Below are 14,294 nucleotides of genomic sequence, written 5' to 3' on the forward strand. Positions count from 1 at the left end.
CCCTTTACTCAAGGCAGTTGGCTCTTGGTGGACGGTCGCCAAAGCGACTGGGGAGGGTTTGCCTCCGCTTCCGCCGCTCCCCGCCCCGCCCCCGCAGCCCCGGAGCCGGCGCGCCGACCGCACGTGGACGTCCGCACCGAGGGTGGGCCGCAGGACCGGGGAGGGGGCTTCCCTCCCCCGGCGTCCGCAATCTCACTCGTTCCGGTGAAACAGTGTCATATTCCTTACTCAGCAGCGTAGTTGGGACGCTCGCGCGCCTCGCGCGCCCCTTGTGGCCGCCCGCGCGGACTTCCTAGGGTCGGCGGCATGACCATCCCCACCGAGGCGATCGGCTCGCTGCCGCGCCCGCGCACCCTGTTGACCGCGCTCGCCGACCACGCGGCCGGCCGGATCGACGACGCCGAACTGGCCAAGCACCAGGAGGCCGCCACGGCCGAAACCCTGGCCCGGCTGGCCGAGTTGGGCAGCCCCGTGCTGGTCGACGGCGAGCAGGCCAAGCCGAGCTTCCTCACCTACCCGGTGGCGGGCCTGGAGTCGCTGGCGCCCGACGGCGCGATCGTGCCGTTCGCGGACGGCCACACCCGGCAGCTGCCCGTGCTGACCGCCGGGCCGTTCCGCTACCGGGTCCGGGCGGCCCAGTACCTGCGCGACGCCCGGCGGCACACCGAACTGCCGGTGAAGCAGGCGGTGATCGCCCCGTCCGCGCTCAGCCTGCTCTACCCGGCGGACGGGATCGCCGGGTACGCCCGCGAGGACTTCCTGCGGGACCTCGCCGACGAGGCCGAGGCCGACATCCGCGGCTGCTTGGAGGGCGGGGCGCACGCCGTCCAACTCGACTTCACCGAGGCCCGGTTGTCGCTCAAGCTGGACCCGAGCGGCGGGCTGCTGAACGATTTCGTCGCGCTCAACAACCGCGTCCTGGACCGCTTCACCGCGGCGGAGCGGGCCCGGATCGGCGTGCACACCTGCCCGGGCGGCGACCAGGACTCCACCCACAGCCTGGACGTGGACTACGCCGACCTGCTGCCCGCCCTCTTCCGGTTGAATGTCGGCAACTTCTACGTCCAGCTGGCCAGTGAGACCGACCCGGACCGGGTGCTGTCCGTCATCGCCGCCCAACTCCGGCCCGGTGTAAGGGTGTTCATCGGGGTGACCGACCCGGTCGACCCCCGGGTGGAGACTCCGGAGGAGGTCCGCGACCGGGTGCTGGCCGCCGCCCGGCACCTCCCGGTGGACCAACTCGGGACCTGCGACGACTGCGGCTTCTCCCCGTTCGCGGACGACACCTCCACCTCCCGGGAGACCGCCTTCGCCAAGATCGCCGCCCGGATCGCGGGCACCGCGCTGGCCGCCGAGGCGCTCGGCCTCTGACGGCCGGCCCGGACACTCACTCCGCGCGAAGGACGGCGGCCGGCCTCAGAACCCGGCCGGCTCGCCGTACTTCGCGTAGAACTCCTCGGCGAACAGCGCGAACAGCACCACGTCGACGTGGCGGCCCCGGACGAAGACGTGCCGCCCGAGCCGGCCCTCCTCGGCGAAGCCGACGGCCTGCTGCAGCGCGAGGGACGGCCCGTTGTGGGCGAACACCCGGGCGGTGGCCTTGTGGCAGCGCCGCTCCTCGAACTGGTGCCGCAGCACCATCCGGACGGCCTCCCCGGCGTAGCCCTTGCGGCGGTGCTCCTCCGCGACGGTGATCCCGTACTCGAACCAGCCGCTGCGCGGATCGGCCCGGTGCACCCCGATCGCCCCGACCGCCGTCCCGTCGGCCACCGACTCGATGACCAGCTGGTACGCGTCACCGCTCGGGTCCGCCGCGGCCTTCTCCCGCGCGAACGCCTCCCAACCCTCGGCCGACTGCGGCGGGTTGAGCGCGTCCCCGAGCCGCTCCTCCTCCGCCGAGAGCCGCGCGAACAGCCCCCCGTCCCCCGGCTCGACCGCCCGCAGGCGCACTCGTTCACCCGTCCAGTAACTCGTCATCCGATCTTCGTACCACGCGTACGCACGCCCCGTCCCCCGGTTTTCCGGAGCCTCCGGCCGCGTCCCCCGGACCCCGCACTCGACGCACTCGACGCACTCGACGGGCCGTCAGGAACGGGTCGGGCGGCGGCACGACCTGCTGCCGCACCAGGTCCACCAGCCGGGCCGGGGCCTCGCCCGTCAGCAGGGCGCGCACGTACCCGACGGCCTCGACCGGCGGGAGCGCCGGCACCCGTTCGCGCAGCGCCCGCGCCGCGCGGAGCGGCCCCTGTTCGGCGGCGAGGGCGCGCACCTCCTCGTGCAGTGCGTCCACGGCGGTGCGCACCGGCAGGCCCCGGATCCGGGCACGGTAGTCGTCCTCCCAGCCGCCGGTCGCCGCGGCGACGGCGTGGAGCTCGTACAGCTCCCCGTCGACCCGGTCGACCAGGTACAGACCGGGTCCGACGGGCAGATCCTGGACATCCCGGGTGCGGGCGAACTCCTCGGTGGAGCAGCCGACGATCCAGACCAGCTCGTGCTCGGTGGCGGCCAACACGACCGTGCGCCGCGCCTCCGGCTCCTCCCGGTGCTCCCGTGCCAGTTGCTCCTCGACGATCCGGACCGCGGTCTCCCGGTCGATCACGCCTCCTCCTCCCCCGGCCGACGGGCCGTCAGACGCCCCAGAGGGCGAGGTAGGCCGTCGCGCCGAGGACGGTGGCGACGAGGGCGGTGATCAGGAACCTGCGGGTGGGGACGACGGGCGGGGGCGGGGTCGCGCGGGTGGCCTCCGGGGCGGTGTCCAGCGGGACCTGGACGGGGGCCTCCTGGTGGCCGGACACCTCGACCCGCCACGGGCGGGCCGGGTCGTGGGTGACGTCGACCGTGCGGCCGGGGCGGAAGTCGGCGAGGTCCATCACGTTGACCCGGGCGGTGGCGTGCACCCGGTAGGCGCCGCGCCCCTTGGCGGCGACCGTGAGGTCCAGCCGGACGGTGTGCTGCGGGCCCTCGCCCTGGGCCTGCGCGCTCTCGATCCGCGCCGGGGCGGGGAACATCGGGCCCTTCGCCGCCGGCCCGGGGCGCCGGCGCCGACCGGCGGCGGTCAGCGCGCCCGCGACCAGCGCGGTCCACGGCACCAGGTTGATCCCGATCACGAACCGGGCCACGTCCCCGTCCCCCAGCCGGGCCGCCCCGGTGACCACCGCCGCCAACTCGCCGCCCAGCAGCGCGAACAGCGCCAGTCCGACCCAGTACATCGCAGACCCCCTCCGGTCACCACGGAGGACAGCGAAGACGGGGCCGCGGTTCCCGCGTCAGTACCGGTAGCGGACGGCGTCGACCACCTCCGCCGCCGTCCGGCCGGCGAAGCGGGCGGCCTCGGCCTCCCGGACGCCGAGCACGGAGCCCAGCAGCTGCTCGCCCAGCGCCGCGCCGAGCACCGCCGAGCCGCGCAGGGCGGCGGTGGCCGCGCCCAGGGAGGCCGGGAGGCGTTCGGCGGTGCCGTCCGGGTCGCCGGTGGTCTCGGGCGGCAGGCGCAGGCCCCGGTCGAGCCCGGCCAGGCCGGCGGCGAGGACGCCGCCGACGGCCAGGTAGGGGTTGGCGGCGGCGTCGAAGCACTTGACCTCGGCGTTGGCCTGCTCGGGCGCGGAGCCGGTGATCAGCCGCAGCGCGGCCTCCCGGTTCTCCCGCCCCCAGCAGCGGTACGGGCCGGACCAGCGGCCGGGGGCGAGCCGCAGGTAGCTGGCGACGGACGGGGCGCCGAGGGCGAGCAGCGCGGGCAGTTCGGCCAGCACGCCGGCCAGGAAGGACTCCGCCTCGCGGGTCAGGCCGTGCGGCCCGTCGCCGCCGTGGCCGAGGTTGCGGCCGTCCCGCCAGAGGCTGAGGTGCAGGTGCCCGCCGTTGCCGACGCCCTCGGGGTCGGTGACGGGGGCGAAGGAGGCCCGCAGGCCGTGCCGGAGCGAGACGGCCTGGACGGTGTGCCGGACCAGCAGCGCGGTGTCGGCGGCCTCGACCGGGCCGGCCGGGGCCACCGAGAGCTCGAACTGCCCCTCGGTGTACTCGGGGTGGAGCTGGAGCACCGTCAACTCCTGTGCGTGCAGGGCGCGCAGCAGGTCGCGCAGGTAGTCGCCGTGCCCGATCAGCCGGCGCATGCCGTACGCGGGGCCGCCCTCGAAGCCCGTCCCGTCCTCGCCGCCCTCGACGATCCACTCGACCTCGATGCCGGCCAGCACGGTGAGGCCGCGCGCGGCGAGGGCGTCGGCGGCGCGGCGGGCGAACAGCCGCTGGCAGCCGGGGTGCGGCGTGCCGTCCTGGGCGTACCGGTCGCCGGGGGCCCAGGCCCAGCCGGGCTGGGCGGCGAGGCGGTGCAGCCCGGCCAGGTCGGGGACCAGGCGGAGGTCGCCGACGGGGCCGCCGCCCGGGGCGAGCGAGTCGTCGACCAGGAAGGCGTCGAAGCAGGGGGCGGCGCCGACGCCCCAGCGGGCGGCGGACTCCAGGCCGTGCACGGGGACGGTCTTGACCCGGGTGACGCCGGCGTTGTCGACCCAGCCGACGATCACGCCGTCGACGCCCTCGGCCGCCAGCCGGGCGGCCGACACCCGGGCCGCGGCCGCCCGCTCGGCGCGGGGCTCGGCAGTGCTCATGGCCCCATCCTGGCGGGCCCGGCCGCGCCCGCCGGGCGACCGGGCCGGGGCCTCACCCGTCCGTGGCGCCGTAGATGTGATGCAGGTCACATCGGATGATGAAATTTCCGGGGACCCACTCCCCGTTTGGACATCTGTCGGCAACAAACGGGGACTCGCTCCCCGGTCCGGGGCCGACGCAGAACACCGCAGCACCACCCGCACCGACCGCACCGCGACCGCCACTCGAAGGGAGCGCACCATGACCACCGTCGCCGCCGCCCCCCGCCTGCGCGCGGACGCCAGCCGCAACCGGGCCCGGATCGTGGCCGCCGCCCGGGAGGCCTTCGTCGAGTACGGGGCGATGGCCCCGCTGGACGAGATCGCCCGCCGCGCCGGGGTCGGCAACGCCACGCTGTACCGCAACTTCGCCGACCGCCGGACGCTGATCCACCAGGTCTCGCTCGCCGTGATGGAGCGGATCGTGGCGCACGCGCACGCGGCCGCCGCCGAGGAGCCCGACTCGTTCGCGGCGTTCAGCCGCTTCGTGCTCGCCGCCGCCGAGGAGCGGATCGGCGCGCTCTGCCCCCTGCTGTCCGACTCGATCCACCCCGACGACCCCGAACTCCTGGAGGCGCGGGCGGAGATGAAGCAGGTCACCGAGGACCTGATCACCCGCGCCCAGGCCGACGGCCTGCTCCGCGCCGACGTCGGCGCGGGCGACGTGGTGGTCGCCATGGCCCAGCTCACCCGACCGCTCCCCGGCTTCAACTGCCTCGACCTGGACCCGCGGGTCCGGCGCCACCTGCTCCTGCTGCTGGACGGCCTGCGGGCCGTACCGGCCCCGTCGTCCGTCCTGCCCGGCAGCCCCGTGACCCTGGAGGACCTCTCGCCCCGCGCCTGACCTCCACCGGGCCCGACCGGCAGTCCCCAAGACCTCTCCGCAGCACCCCGTTCCGGGCGTCCCCTGCGGCCCTGCACGCTTCCGAACGTCTCGTACGCTCTCGCACACAAGTGGGTAATCCTCCATGTCTGACACCCTCCAGCCGGATCCGCGCCGGTGGAAGGCGCTGGTCTTCATCGCGCTCGCCCAGCTGATGGTCGTGCTCGACGCGACCGTCGTGAACATCGCGCTCCCGAGCGCCCAGATCGACCTCGGCTTCGCCGACAGCACCCGCCAATGGGTGATCACCGCCTACGCGCTGGCCTTCGGCGGACTGCTGCTCTTCGGCGGCCGCGTCGCGGACCTGTGGGGCCGCCGCCGGACCTTCACGGTCGGCCTGGTCGGCTTCGCCGCGGCCTCCGCGATCGGCGGCGCCGCCGCCAACACCGCCATGCTGCTCGGCGCCCGCGCCCTGCAGGGCGTCTTCGGCGCGCTGCTCGCGCCCGCCGCGCTGTCGCTGCTCGCGGTGATGTTCACCGACGGCAAGGAGCGCGCCAAGGCGTTCGGCATCTACGGCGCCGTCGCCGGCGGTGGCGGTGCGATCGGCCTGATCCTGGGCGGTGTCCTCACCGAGTACCTGAACTGGCGCTGGACCTTCTACGTCAACATCCCGTTCGCGGCGATCGCCATCGCCGGTGCGGTCCTGGTGATCCGGGAGCCCGCCGGCGGCCTGAACCGCAACCGCCTCGACATCCCGGGCGTGCTGCTGGTCACCACCGGCCTGGTCTCGCTGGTGTACGGCTTCACCCGCGCCGAGAGCGACGGCTGGACGGACGCCACCACCATCGGGCTGTTCGTCGCCGCCGCGGTGCTGCTGGCCGCGTTCGTGTTCGTCGAGAGCCGGGTCAAGGCCCCGCTGCTGCCGCTGCGGGTGCTCACCGACCGCAACCGCGGCGGCGTCTACCTCTCGCTCGGCATGGCCGTGATCGGCATGTTCGGCCTGTTCCTGTTCCTCACCTTCTACATGCAGCAGGTGCTGGGCTACAGCCCGGTGAAGAACGGTCTGGCCTTCCTCCCGATGGTGGCCGGCATGATCACCGGCTCCACCCAGATCGGCGCCCGCCTGATGACCCGGGTCCCGGCCCGCTTCCTGATGGCCCCGGGCTTCGTGGTCGCCTCGCTGGGCATGCTGATCCTCACCCAGATCGACGTCGGCACCTCGTACTGGCAGATCCTGCCGGGCCTGGTCCTGATGGGCCTCGGCATGGGCACCGCGTTCATGCCCGCGATGAGCCTGGCCACCTACGGCGTGCAGCCCCGCGACGCGGGTGTCGCCTCCGCGATGGTCAACACCTCCCAGCAGGTCGGCGGCGCGATCGGCACCGCCCTGCTGAGCACCGTCGCCAACAGCGCCGCCACCGCGTACGCCAAGTCGCACGCCGCGGCCGCCACCCACCCGGACCTCTTCAAGCTCCAGGTCCAGGTGCACTCCTACTCCACCGCCATCTGGTGGGCCTTCGGCATCCTGCTGCTGGCCGGTGCCACTGCCTTCACCCTGATCAACGCCGGCAAGCCGGCCCCCCACGCGGCGAACGCCGACGCCGAGGACGCCGTCCCGGTCATGGCGCACTGACGCCCCGTCACCCGCACACCCGAACGGCCCGCCCGGAAACCCTCCGGACGGGCCGTTCGGCGTCTCAGCGGGCGAACTCCTTGAGCTCCTCGGTGTCGAGCGTGACGCCCACCGGCTCCGGCAGCTCCACCACGTGCCCGTAGGCCGGCGTCACGACGCTCAGGCGGCGGACGGCTTCTCCATCCGGTCACAGCGGGCGGCGTGCCGCTTCCCCTCTTCCTACCCGTGAGTAGCTGGGCTACAGTGTCCGCACGCACCAGCGCCGGGCTTCGGGAGCCGCACCGGCGGGTGGCGTTTCTTTCCTTGTGTGTGCGCGTCGGCGTCGCTTCATGATCCTTTCGGAGCGCCTGAGCACCACGGCACGTGCCCCTCGACGGGACCGGAGCGGACCGGACCGTACGGCGGGGTCGCCGCTGTTCTTCTTCCGTTCCCCGTTTCTCCCGTGCCGCCGGCACACCCTCCCCCGTCACACCCTCCGTCCGGGGTCGCGTCGTCGCGGCCGGACGGTGGCGGGGGCCGGGGCACGGGGCCCATGACAAGGAGTCTGGACAATGGAGCGTCCCTTCCCCACTGTTGCCGTGGTCGGCCTGGGCACCATGGGTGCCGGGGTGGCCGTGGCGGTCGCGCGCAGCGGCCGGCGGGTGATCGGCGTGGAGGCCGGTCCGAGCGAGGCGGTGCGGGCGCTGGCCCGGATCGAGGCGGCCACCGCGCGGGCGGTGGAGCGCGAGCGGCTGACCGCCGAGGAGCGCACCGCGCTGCTGGCGCTGATCGAGGTCGGCGCCGAGCTGACGGCGGCGGCCGCGGCGGACCTGGTGATCGAGGAGGTCCCGGAGGACCTGGAGCTGAAGCGCGCCCTGTTCGCCGAACTGGACCGGATCTGCCCGCCGGAGACGGTGCTGGCGACCGGCACCACCGCGCTGAGCGTGACCCGGATCGCGGCGGCCACCGCCCGCCCGGAGCGGGTGCTGGGCGTGCACTTCTTCAACCCGGTGCACAGCATGAAGCTGGTCGAGGTGGTCCGCACCGTACTGACGTCCCCCCAGGCGGCCGAGCAGGTCGCCGAGTTGGCCCGCGACCTGGGCAAGGAGCCGGTCTCGGCGGGCGACCGGGCCGGGTTCATCGCCAACGGCCTGCTGTTCGCGTACCTGAACCAGGCGGCGGCGATGTTCGAGTCCCGGTACGCGACCCGGGAGGACATCGACGCGGCGATGCGGCTGGGCTGCGGCCTGCCGATGGGGCCGCTGGCGCTGCTGGACCTGATCGGGATCGACACCGCCCGCACCGTGCTGGAGGCGATGTACGAGCAGTCCCGGGACCGGCTGCACGCCCCGGCGCCGATCCTCGGGCAGCTGGTCGCGGCGGGCCTGCTGGGCCGCAAGACCGGCCGCGGCTTCTACACCTACGAGGCCCCGGGCTCGTCCAAGGCGGTCGCCGAGGAGGCCGCGGCCGCCGGGGCGCGGACGGCCGGGCGCGAGGTGCGCGGCGTCGGCGTGTGCGGCAGCGGGACGATGGCGACCGGCATCGTGGAGGTGTTCGCCAAGGCGGGCTTCCCGGTGCTGCTGGCGGCGCGCAGCCAGGAGAAGGCGGAGCGGGCGCTGGCGCAGCTGGCGAAGTCGCTGGACCGCTCGGTGGCCAAGGGCCGGCTGACCGAGCAGGCCCGGGACGCGGCGCTGGCGCTGGTCACCCCGACCGGTTCGTACCAGGACCTGGCGGACGCGGACCTGGTGGTGGAGGCGGTGGCGGAGGACCTGGCGGTCAAGCGCGAGCTGTTCGGCACCCTGGACAAGATCGTCAAGCCGGGCGCGGTGCTGGCCACCACGACGTCGAGCCTGCCGGTGATCTCCTGCGCGACGGCGACCTCCCGCCCGCAGGACGTGATCGGGATGCACTTCTTCAACCCGGCGCCGGCCATGAAGCTGGTCGAGGTGGTCTCCACGGTGCTGACCGCCGAGGACGTCACGGCGACCGTGCTGGAGCTGTGCGGCAAGGTGAAGAAGCACGCCGTGGAGTGCGGCGACCGGGCCGGGTTCATCGTGAACGCGCTGCTGTTCCCGTACCTGAACGACGCGGTGCGGATGCTGCAGGAGCACTACGCGACGGTGGACGACATCGACACCGCGATGAAGCTGGGCTGCGGCTACCCGATGGGCCCGTTCGAGCTGCTGGACGTGGTGGGCCTGGACGTGTCGCTGACCATCGAGCAGGTGCTGCACCAGGAGTTCCGCGAGCCGGGCCTGGCGGCGGCGCCGCTGCTGGAGCACCTGGTGGCGGCGGGCTGCCTGGGCCGCAAGACGGGGCGTGGTTTCCGTGACCACGCACGGCGATGACGGGCCGTCCGGCACCCGCCCCGGGAGGCCGTCCGGGGCCCGCGCCGGGGGGCCGTCCGGCGCCCGGCGGCGGGGGCAACCCGCTGGCGGCGCGGCCTCCTTGGGGGACGGGGTCGGTGTCCTCGCACTGGCCCCGGCCCGCCGTGGTGCCGCCCGCGGCGCCGGTGCGGCGGGCCGGGCCGGCGGGTGCCGGGGCGGGGGCGTGTAGCGTTCCGGGCATGGATCGCCAGACCTCTCCGCCCCAGCAGCAGCCGCCGGCCGCCGGGCCGGACACCTCGCGCCCGGGGACGGAGTCCGGCGCGGGCGGCCGCCGGGCCGCCGCGCAGCGCCTGCAGATGCGCCAGGACCTCACGGCGGCGGCGATGGAGCTGTTCGCCACCCAGGGGTACGAGGAGACGACGGTCGATCAGATCGCGGCCGCGGCCGGGGTGGCCCGGCGCACCTTCTTCCGGTACTTCCGGTCGAAGGAGGAGGCGATCTTCCCGGACCACGACGACACCCTGGTGCGGGTGGCGGACCTGCTGGCCAGCGCCGACGCCGAGGAGCACCCGCTGGACGTGGTGTGCCGCGGCATCAAGGAGGTGCTGCGGATGTACGCCTCCACCCCGGAGATGTCGGTGGCCCGCTACCAGCTGATCCGGCAGGTGCCGGCGCTGCGCGAGCGGGAGATCGCGGTGGTGTCCCGGTACGAGCGGCTGTTCACCCGCTACCTGCTGGGCCGGTTCGACGCGGCCGAGCAGACCCCGCCGGGCTGGCAGCGGGGCGGGGACGACGACTCGATGCTGGCCGAGGTGTCGGCGGCGGCGGTGGTCGCGGCGCACAACCACGTGCTGCGGCGCTGGCTGCGGGCGGGCGGCCACGGGGACGTGGAGGCGCAGCTCGACCACTCCTTCGAGCTGATCCGCGGGACGTTCTGGCCGACCCCGCCGAGCGGGGCGCGCCGCCGCGGCACCACCCTGGCACCCGGTGCCAGTGGTGACGGAGCGCACTCGACGGACCCCCGGGCCGTGAGCGCACTGAGTGCCAGTCCGGGGGGTGAGGTGCTGATCACAGTCGCCCGGACGGACGCGCCGCTGGAGGTGGTGGTGGATTCCATCCGAGCTGCCCTGGCGGGTTCAAACCCCGGGTAATCCAGGAAGTTTCCGCAGGTGACACGCATAATCGAAGGCCCGTTCCCGGTTTCGGGAACGGGCCTTCGGGCATTCCCGGGGTAGCCGGCACCGCGTGTCCTGACTCACTCGACAACTTGGCACCCCGTGTCTTTACGAGTGGCACAGGGTGCCACTACCTTGTTCCCACCGGCTGCGGCGCCGCGGCTCCCCACCTCGGCGCGCCGCCTTCCGGCGTCCCCTACCGAGGGGGCGAGAACCAGCAGTAACCCGACGCGACGACCCACCCTTCCGTCGCACCCGCAGTACCCCCCAGACCCTCAGCGAAGCCGGTGTCCGCTCCCGGCTCCCCCAGACGCCCTGTGTCCCTCGCACAGGTACGCCTTCGGAGGCAGCCATGCAGGAAATTCTCGACGCGATCCTCAGCGGTGACGCCACGTCCGCGGACTACGCCGCCCTGGCGCTGCCCGAGTCCTACCGGGCCGTGACGCTCCACAAGGACGAGGAGCAGATGTTCGCGGGCCTCGCCAGCCGCGACAAGGACCCGCGCAAGTCGCTCCACCTGGACGACGTGCCGCTGCCCGAACTCGGCCCGGGCGAGGCCCTGGTGGCCGTGATGGCCAGCTCGGTCAACTACAACACGGTGTGGAGCTCGATCTTCGAGCCGGTCTCCACCTTCGGCTTCCTGGAGCGCTACGGGCGCCTGTCGCCGCTGACGAACCGTCACGACCTGCCGTACCACGTGCTCGGCTCCGACCTGGCGGGCGTGGTGCTGCGCACCGGCGCCGGGGTCAACGCCTGGAAGCCCGGCGACGAGGTGGTCGCACACTGCCTGTCGGTCGAGCTGGAGTCCCCGGACGGCCACAACGACACGATGATGGATCCGGAGCAGCGGATCTGGGGCTTCGAGACCAACTTCGGCGGCCTGGCCCAGATCGCCCTGGTGAAGACCAACCAGCTGCTGCCCAAGCCCAAGCACCTGACCTGGGAGGAGGCCGCCTCCCCGGGCCTGGTCAACTCCACCGCCTACCGGCAGCTGGTCTCCCGCAACGGCGCCGGCATGAAGCAGGGCGACAACGTGCTGATCTGGGGCGCCAGCGGCGGCCTCGGCTCGTACGCCACCCAGTACGCGCTGGCCGGCGGCGCCACCCCGATCTGCGTGGTCTCCAGCCCGCAGAAGGCCGAGATCTGCCGGGCGATGGGCGCCGAGGCGATCATCGACCGCTCGGCCGAGGGCTACCGGTTCTGGAAGGACGAGAACAACCAGGACCCGCGCGAGTGGAAGCGGTTCGGCTCGAAGATCCGCGAGTTCACCGGCGGCGAGGACGTGGACATCGTCTTCGAGCACCCGGGCCGCGAGACCTTCGGCGCGTCCGTCTACGTCACCCGCAAGGGCGGCACCATCGTCACCTGCGCCTCCACCTCCGGCTACATGCACCAGTACGACAACCGCTACCTGTGGATGTCGCTCAAGCGCATCGTCGGCTCGCACTTCGCCAACTACCGCGAGGCCTTCGAGGCCAACCGGCTGGTCGCCAAGGGCAAGATCCACCCGACCCTGTCGAAGGTCTACGCGCTGGAGGAGACCGGGCAGGCCGCCCTGGACGTGCACCACAACAAGCACCAGGGCAAGGTCGGCGTGCTCTGCCTGGCCCCGCAGGAGGGCCTGGGCGTGCGCAACCACGAGCTGCGCGAGCAGCACCTCACCAAGATCAACGCCTTCCGGGACATCTGATGGCCGCTCAGGAACGTGACCGACCCTGGCTGATGCGCACCTACGCCGGGCACTCCACCGCGAGCGACTCCAACGCGCTGTACCGGCGCAACCTCGCCAAGGGGCAGACCGGCCTGTCGGTGGCCTTCGACCTGCCGACCCAGACCGGCTACGACTCCGACCACGTCCTCGCCCGCGGCGAGGTCGGCCGGGTCGGCGTGCCGGTCGGGCACCTGGGCGACATGCGGACGCTGTTCGACGGCATCCCGCTGGAGCGCACCAACACCTCGATGACCATCAACGCCACCGCCATGTGGCTGCTGGCGCTGTACCAGGTGGTCGCCGAGGAGCAGGGCGCGGACATCGCCAAGCTCACCGGCACCACCCAGAACGACATCGTCAAGGAGTACCTGTCGCGCGGGACGCACGTCTTCCCGCCCGGCCCCTCGGTGCGGCTGATCACCGACATGATCGCCTACACGGTGGCGCACATCCCGAAGTGGAACCCGATCAACATCTGCAGCTACCACCTGCAGGAGGCCGGGGCGACCCCCGTCCAGGAGATCGCCTACTCGATGTGCACCGCGATCGCCGTGCTGGACGCCGTCCGCGACTCCGGGCAGGTCCCGGCGGAGCGGATGGGCGAGGTGGTCGGCCGGATCTCCTTCTTCGTCAACGCGGGCGTCCGCTTCGTCGAGGAGATGTGCAAGATGCGGGCCTTCAACCAGCTGTGGGAGAAGGTCACCCGGGAGCGCTACGGCATCGAGGACGCCAAGCAGCGCCGGTTCCGCTACGGCGTGCAGGTCAACTCGCTCGGCCTGACCGAGGCCCAGCCGGAGAACAACGTTCAGCGCATCGTGCTGGAGATGCTGGCCGTCACGCTGTCCAAGGACGCCCGCGCGCGGGCCGTCCAACTCCCGGCCTGGAACGAGGCGTTGGGCCTGCCGCGGCCGTGGGACCAGCAGTGGTCGCTGCGCATCCAGCAGGTGCTGGCGTACGAGTCGGACCTGCTGGAGTACGGCGACCTGTTCAACGGCTCGCATGTGGTCGAGGCGAAGACCGCGGAGCTGCTGGCCGGCGCCGAGGCGGAGATCGCCAAGGTGCTCGGGATGGGCGGGGTGATCCCGGCCGTCGAGTCCGGCTACCTGAAGTCCAACCTGGTCGCCTCGCACGCCGAGCGGCGGGCCCGGATCGAGGCCGGCGAAGACAAGATCATCGGTGTCAACTGCTTCGACACCACCGAGGAGAACCCGCTCACCGCGGACCTGGACGCCGCCATCATGGTGGTCGACCCGGCCTCGGAGCGCTCCGTGCTGGCCAACCTGGAGTCCTGGCGCTCCGGCCGGGACGAGGCCGCCGTGCAGGAGTCGCTGGCCCGCCTCAAGGAGGTGGCCGCCACCGAGCAGAACCTGATGGAGGCCACCCTGGCCTGCGCCCGGGCCGGCGCCACCACCGGCGAGTGGTCCTTCGCGCTGCGCGAGGTGTTCGGCGAGTACCGGGCGCCCACCGGCGTCGGCGGCGCCCCGGTCGCGGTCGCGGCCGAGCCGGGCGGCGAGCTCGCCGCCGTCCGGGAGGCCGTCGCCGCCACCGCCGCCGAACTCGGCACCGGCAAGCTCCGCCTGCTGGTCGGCAAGCCCGGCCTGGACGGGCACTCCAACGGCGCCGAGCAGATCGCCGTCCGGGCCCGCGACGCCGGCTTCGAGGTGGTCTACCAGGGCATCCGCCTGACGCCCGAGCAGATCGTCTCCGCGGCCGTCGCCGAGGACGTGCACTGCGTCGGCCTGTCGATCCTCTCCGGGGCGCACCCGGAACTTGTGCCCGACGTCATACAGCGCCTGCGCCGGGCGGGGGTGGAGGATGTGCCAGTGATCGTCGGAGGCATCATCCCCGCCGCGGACGCCGAGGTGCTCAGGGCCGGCGGAGTCGCCGCCGTGTTCACGCCCAAGGACTTCGGCATCACGACCATCATCGGCCGGATCGTGGACGAGATCCGGCTGGCCAACAGGCTCCAGCCGTGGGCCGCGACCACCGCCGCGACCAGCTGACCCCGGAAG

11 protein-coding genes are annotated in these 14,294 nt (G+C 73.4%); 7 read left to right on the top strand and 4 right to left on the bottom strand.

Going from position 1 to position 14,294, the window contains the following annotated elements; all coding sequences use genetic code 11:
• Positions 1 to 306 precede the first annotated feature (306 nt).
• On the top strand, positions 307 to 1,371 hold the full coding sequence (locus ACIOHG_RS15350) for a cobalamin-independent methionine synthase II family protein (RefSeq protein WP_400950134.1): 1,065 nt from the start codon (positions 307 to 309) through the stop codon (positions 1,369 to 1,371).
• 45 nt (positions 1,372 to 1,416) lie between these two features.
• On the opposite strand, the gene ACIOHG_RS15355 is transcribed toward ACIOHG_RS15350, so the two are convergent.
• The 4 genes from ACIOHG_RS15355 to ACIOHG_RS15370 are packed head-to-tail and all read right to left on the bottom strand — an operon-like array spanning position 1,417 to position 4,595.
• Positions 1,417 to 1,977: a GNAT family N-acetyltransferase gene (locus ACIOHG_RS15355; RefSeq protein WP_400950137.1), complete on the bottom strand. Its 561-nt coding sequence runs from the start codon at positions 1,975 to 1,977 to the stop codon at positions 1,417 to 1,419.
• Positions 1,955 to 2,599, bottom strand: a complete 645-nt coding sequence (locus tag ACIOHG_RS15360; RefSeq protein ID WP_400950140.1) for a YrhB domain-containing protein — start codon at positions 2,597 to 2,599, stop codon at positions 1,955 to 1,957. The genes ACIOHG_RS15355 and ACIOHG_RS15360 overlap by 23 nt, the downstream gene beginning before the upstream one ends.
• Positions 2,600 to 2,627: 28 nt before the next feature.
• A complete protein-coding gene (locus ACIOHG_RS15365; RefSeq protein ID WP_400950142.1) occupies positions 2,628 to 3,209 on the bottom strand; it encodes a hypothetical protein in 582 nt (193 codons plus the stop codon).
• 57 nt (positions 3,210 to 3,266) lie between these two features.
• Positions 3,267 to 4,595, bottom strand: a complete 1,329-nt coding sequence (locus ACIOHG_RS15370) for a glutamine synthetase (protein ID WP_400950145.1) — start codon at positions 4,593 to 4,595, stop codon at positions 3,267 to 3,269.
• Between the two features lie 241 nt (positions 4,596 to 4,836).
• Here ACIOHG_RS15370 and ACIOHG_RS15375 point away from each other — a divergent pair, with 241 nt between their 5' ends.
• From ACIOHG_RS15375 to ACIOHG_RS15400, 6 genes are all read left to right on the top strand, one after another.
• Positions 4,837 to 5,478 carry a TetR/AcrR family transcriptional regulator gene (locus ACIOHG_RS15375; protein ID WP_400950148.1) on the top strand — a complete coding sequence of 214 codons (642 nt, stop codon included), beginning with the start codon at positions 4,837 to 4,839 and terminating at the stop codon, positions 5,476 to 5,478.
• 124 nt (positions 5,479 to 5,602) lie between these two features.
• Complete coding sequence (locus tag ACIOHG_RS15380) at positions 5,603 to 7,090, top strand: MFS transporter (protein ID WP_400950151.1); 1,488 nt, start codon at positions 5,603 to 5,605, stop codon at positions 7,088 to 7,090.
• 551 nt (positions 7,091 to 7,641) lie between these two features.
• Positions 7,642 to 9,417, top strand: coding sequence for a 3-hydroxyacyl-CoA dehydrogenase family protein (locus ACIOHG_RS15385; protein ID WP_400950153.1), 1,776 nt, complete (start codon positions 7,642 to 7,644; stop codon positions 9,415 to 9,417).
• Positions 9,418 to 9,635: 218 nt separating this feature from the next.
• Entirely contained in the window at positions 9,636 to 10,547 is a 912-nt protein-coding gene (locus tag ACIOHG_RS15390; protein ID WP_400950156.1) for a TetR family transcriptional regulator, read from the top strand.
• Between the two features lie 376 nt (positions 10,548 to 10,923).
• Positions 10,924 to 12,261 carry a crotonyl-CoA carboxylase/reductase gene (gene ccrA, locus ACIOHG_RS15395; protein ID WP_400950159.1) on the top strand — a complete coding sequence of 446 codons (1,338 nt, stop codon included), beginning with the start codon at positions 10,924 to 10,926 and terminating at the stop codon, positions 12,259 to 12,261.
• A complete protein-coding gene (locus ACIOHG_RS15400) occupies positions 12,261 to 14,285 on the top strand; it encodes a protein meaA (protein WP_400950162.1) in 2,025 nt (674 codons plus the stop codon). The genes ccrA and ACIOHG_RS15400 overlap by 1 nt, the downstream gene beginning before the upstream one ends.
• The last annotated feature ends 9 nt before the right edge of the window (positions 14,286 to 14,294 follow it).

This window comes from Kitasatospora sp. NPDC088134, assembly GCF_044741705.1.
Taxonomy (GTDB): Bacteria; Actinomycetota; Actinomycetes; order Streptomycetales; family Streptomycetaceae; genus Kitasatospora.

Excerpts from the sequence above, each read along its gene's own strand:
- ACIOHG_RS15400 (WP_400950162.1), top strand. The coding sequence starts at position 12,261 with ATGGCCGCTCAGGAACGTGACCGACCCTGGCTGATGCGCACCTACGCC.
- ACIOHG_RS15365 (WP_400950142.1), bottom strand. The coding sequence starts at position 3,209 with ATGTACTGGGTCGGACTGGCGCTGTTCGCGCTGCTGGGCGGCGAGTTG.
- ACIOHG_RS15370 (WP_400950145.1), bottom strand. The coding sequence starts at position 4,595 with ATGAGCACTGCCGAGCCCCGCGCCGAGCGGGCGGCCGCGGCCCGGGTG.
- ccrA (WP_400950159.1), top strand. The coding sequence starts at position 10,924 with ATGCAGGAAATTCTCGACGCGATCCTCAGCGGTGACGCCACGTCCGCG.
- ACIOHG_RS15355 (WP_400950137.1), bottom strand. The coding sequence starts at position 1,977 with ATGACGAGTTACTGGACGGGTGAACGAGTGCGCCTGCGGGCGGTCGAG.
- ACIOHG_RS15350 (WP_400950134.1), top strand. The coding sequence starts at position 307 with ATGACCATCCCCACCGAGGCGATCGGCTCGCTGCCGCGCCCGCGCACC.
- ACIOHG_RS15380 (WP_400950151.1), top strand. The coding sequence starts at position 5,603 with ATGTCTGACACCCTCCAGCCGGATCCGCGCCGGTGGAAGGCGCTGGTC.
- ACIOHG_RS15385 (WP_400950153.1), top strand. The coding sequence starts at position 7,642 with ATGGAGCGTCCCTTCCCCACTGTTGCCGTGGTCGGCCTGGGCACCATG.
- ACIOHG_RS15390 (WP_400950156.1), top strand. The coding sequence starts at position 9,636 with ATGGATCGCCAGACCTCTCCGCCCCAGCAGCAGCCGCCGGCCGCCGGG.
- ACIOHG_RS15375 (WP_400950148.1), top strand. The coding sequence starts at position 4,837 with ATGACCACCGTCGCCGCCGCCCCCCGCCTGCGCGCGGACGCCAGCCGC.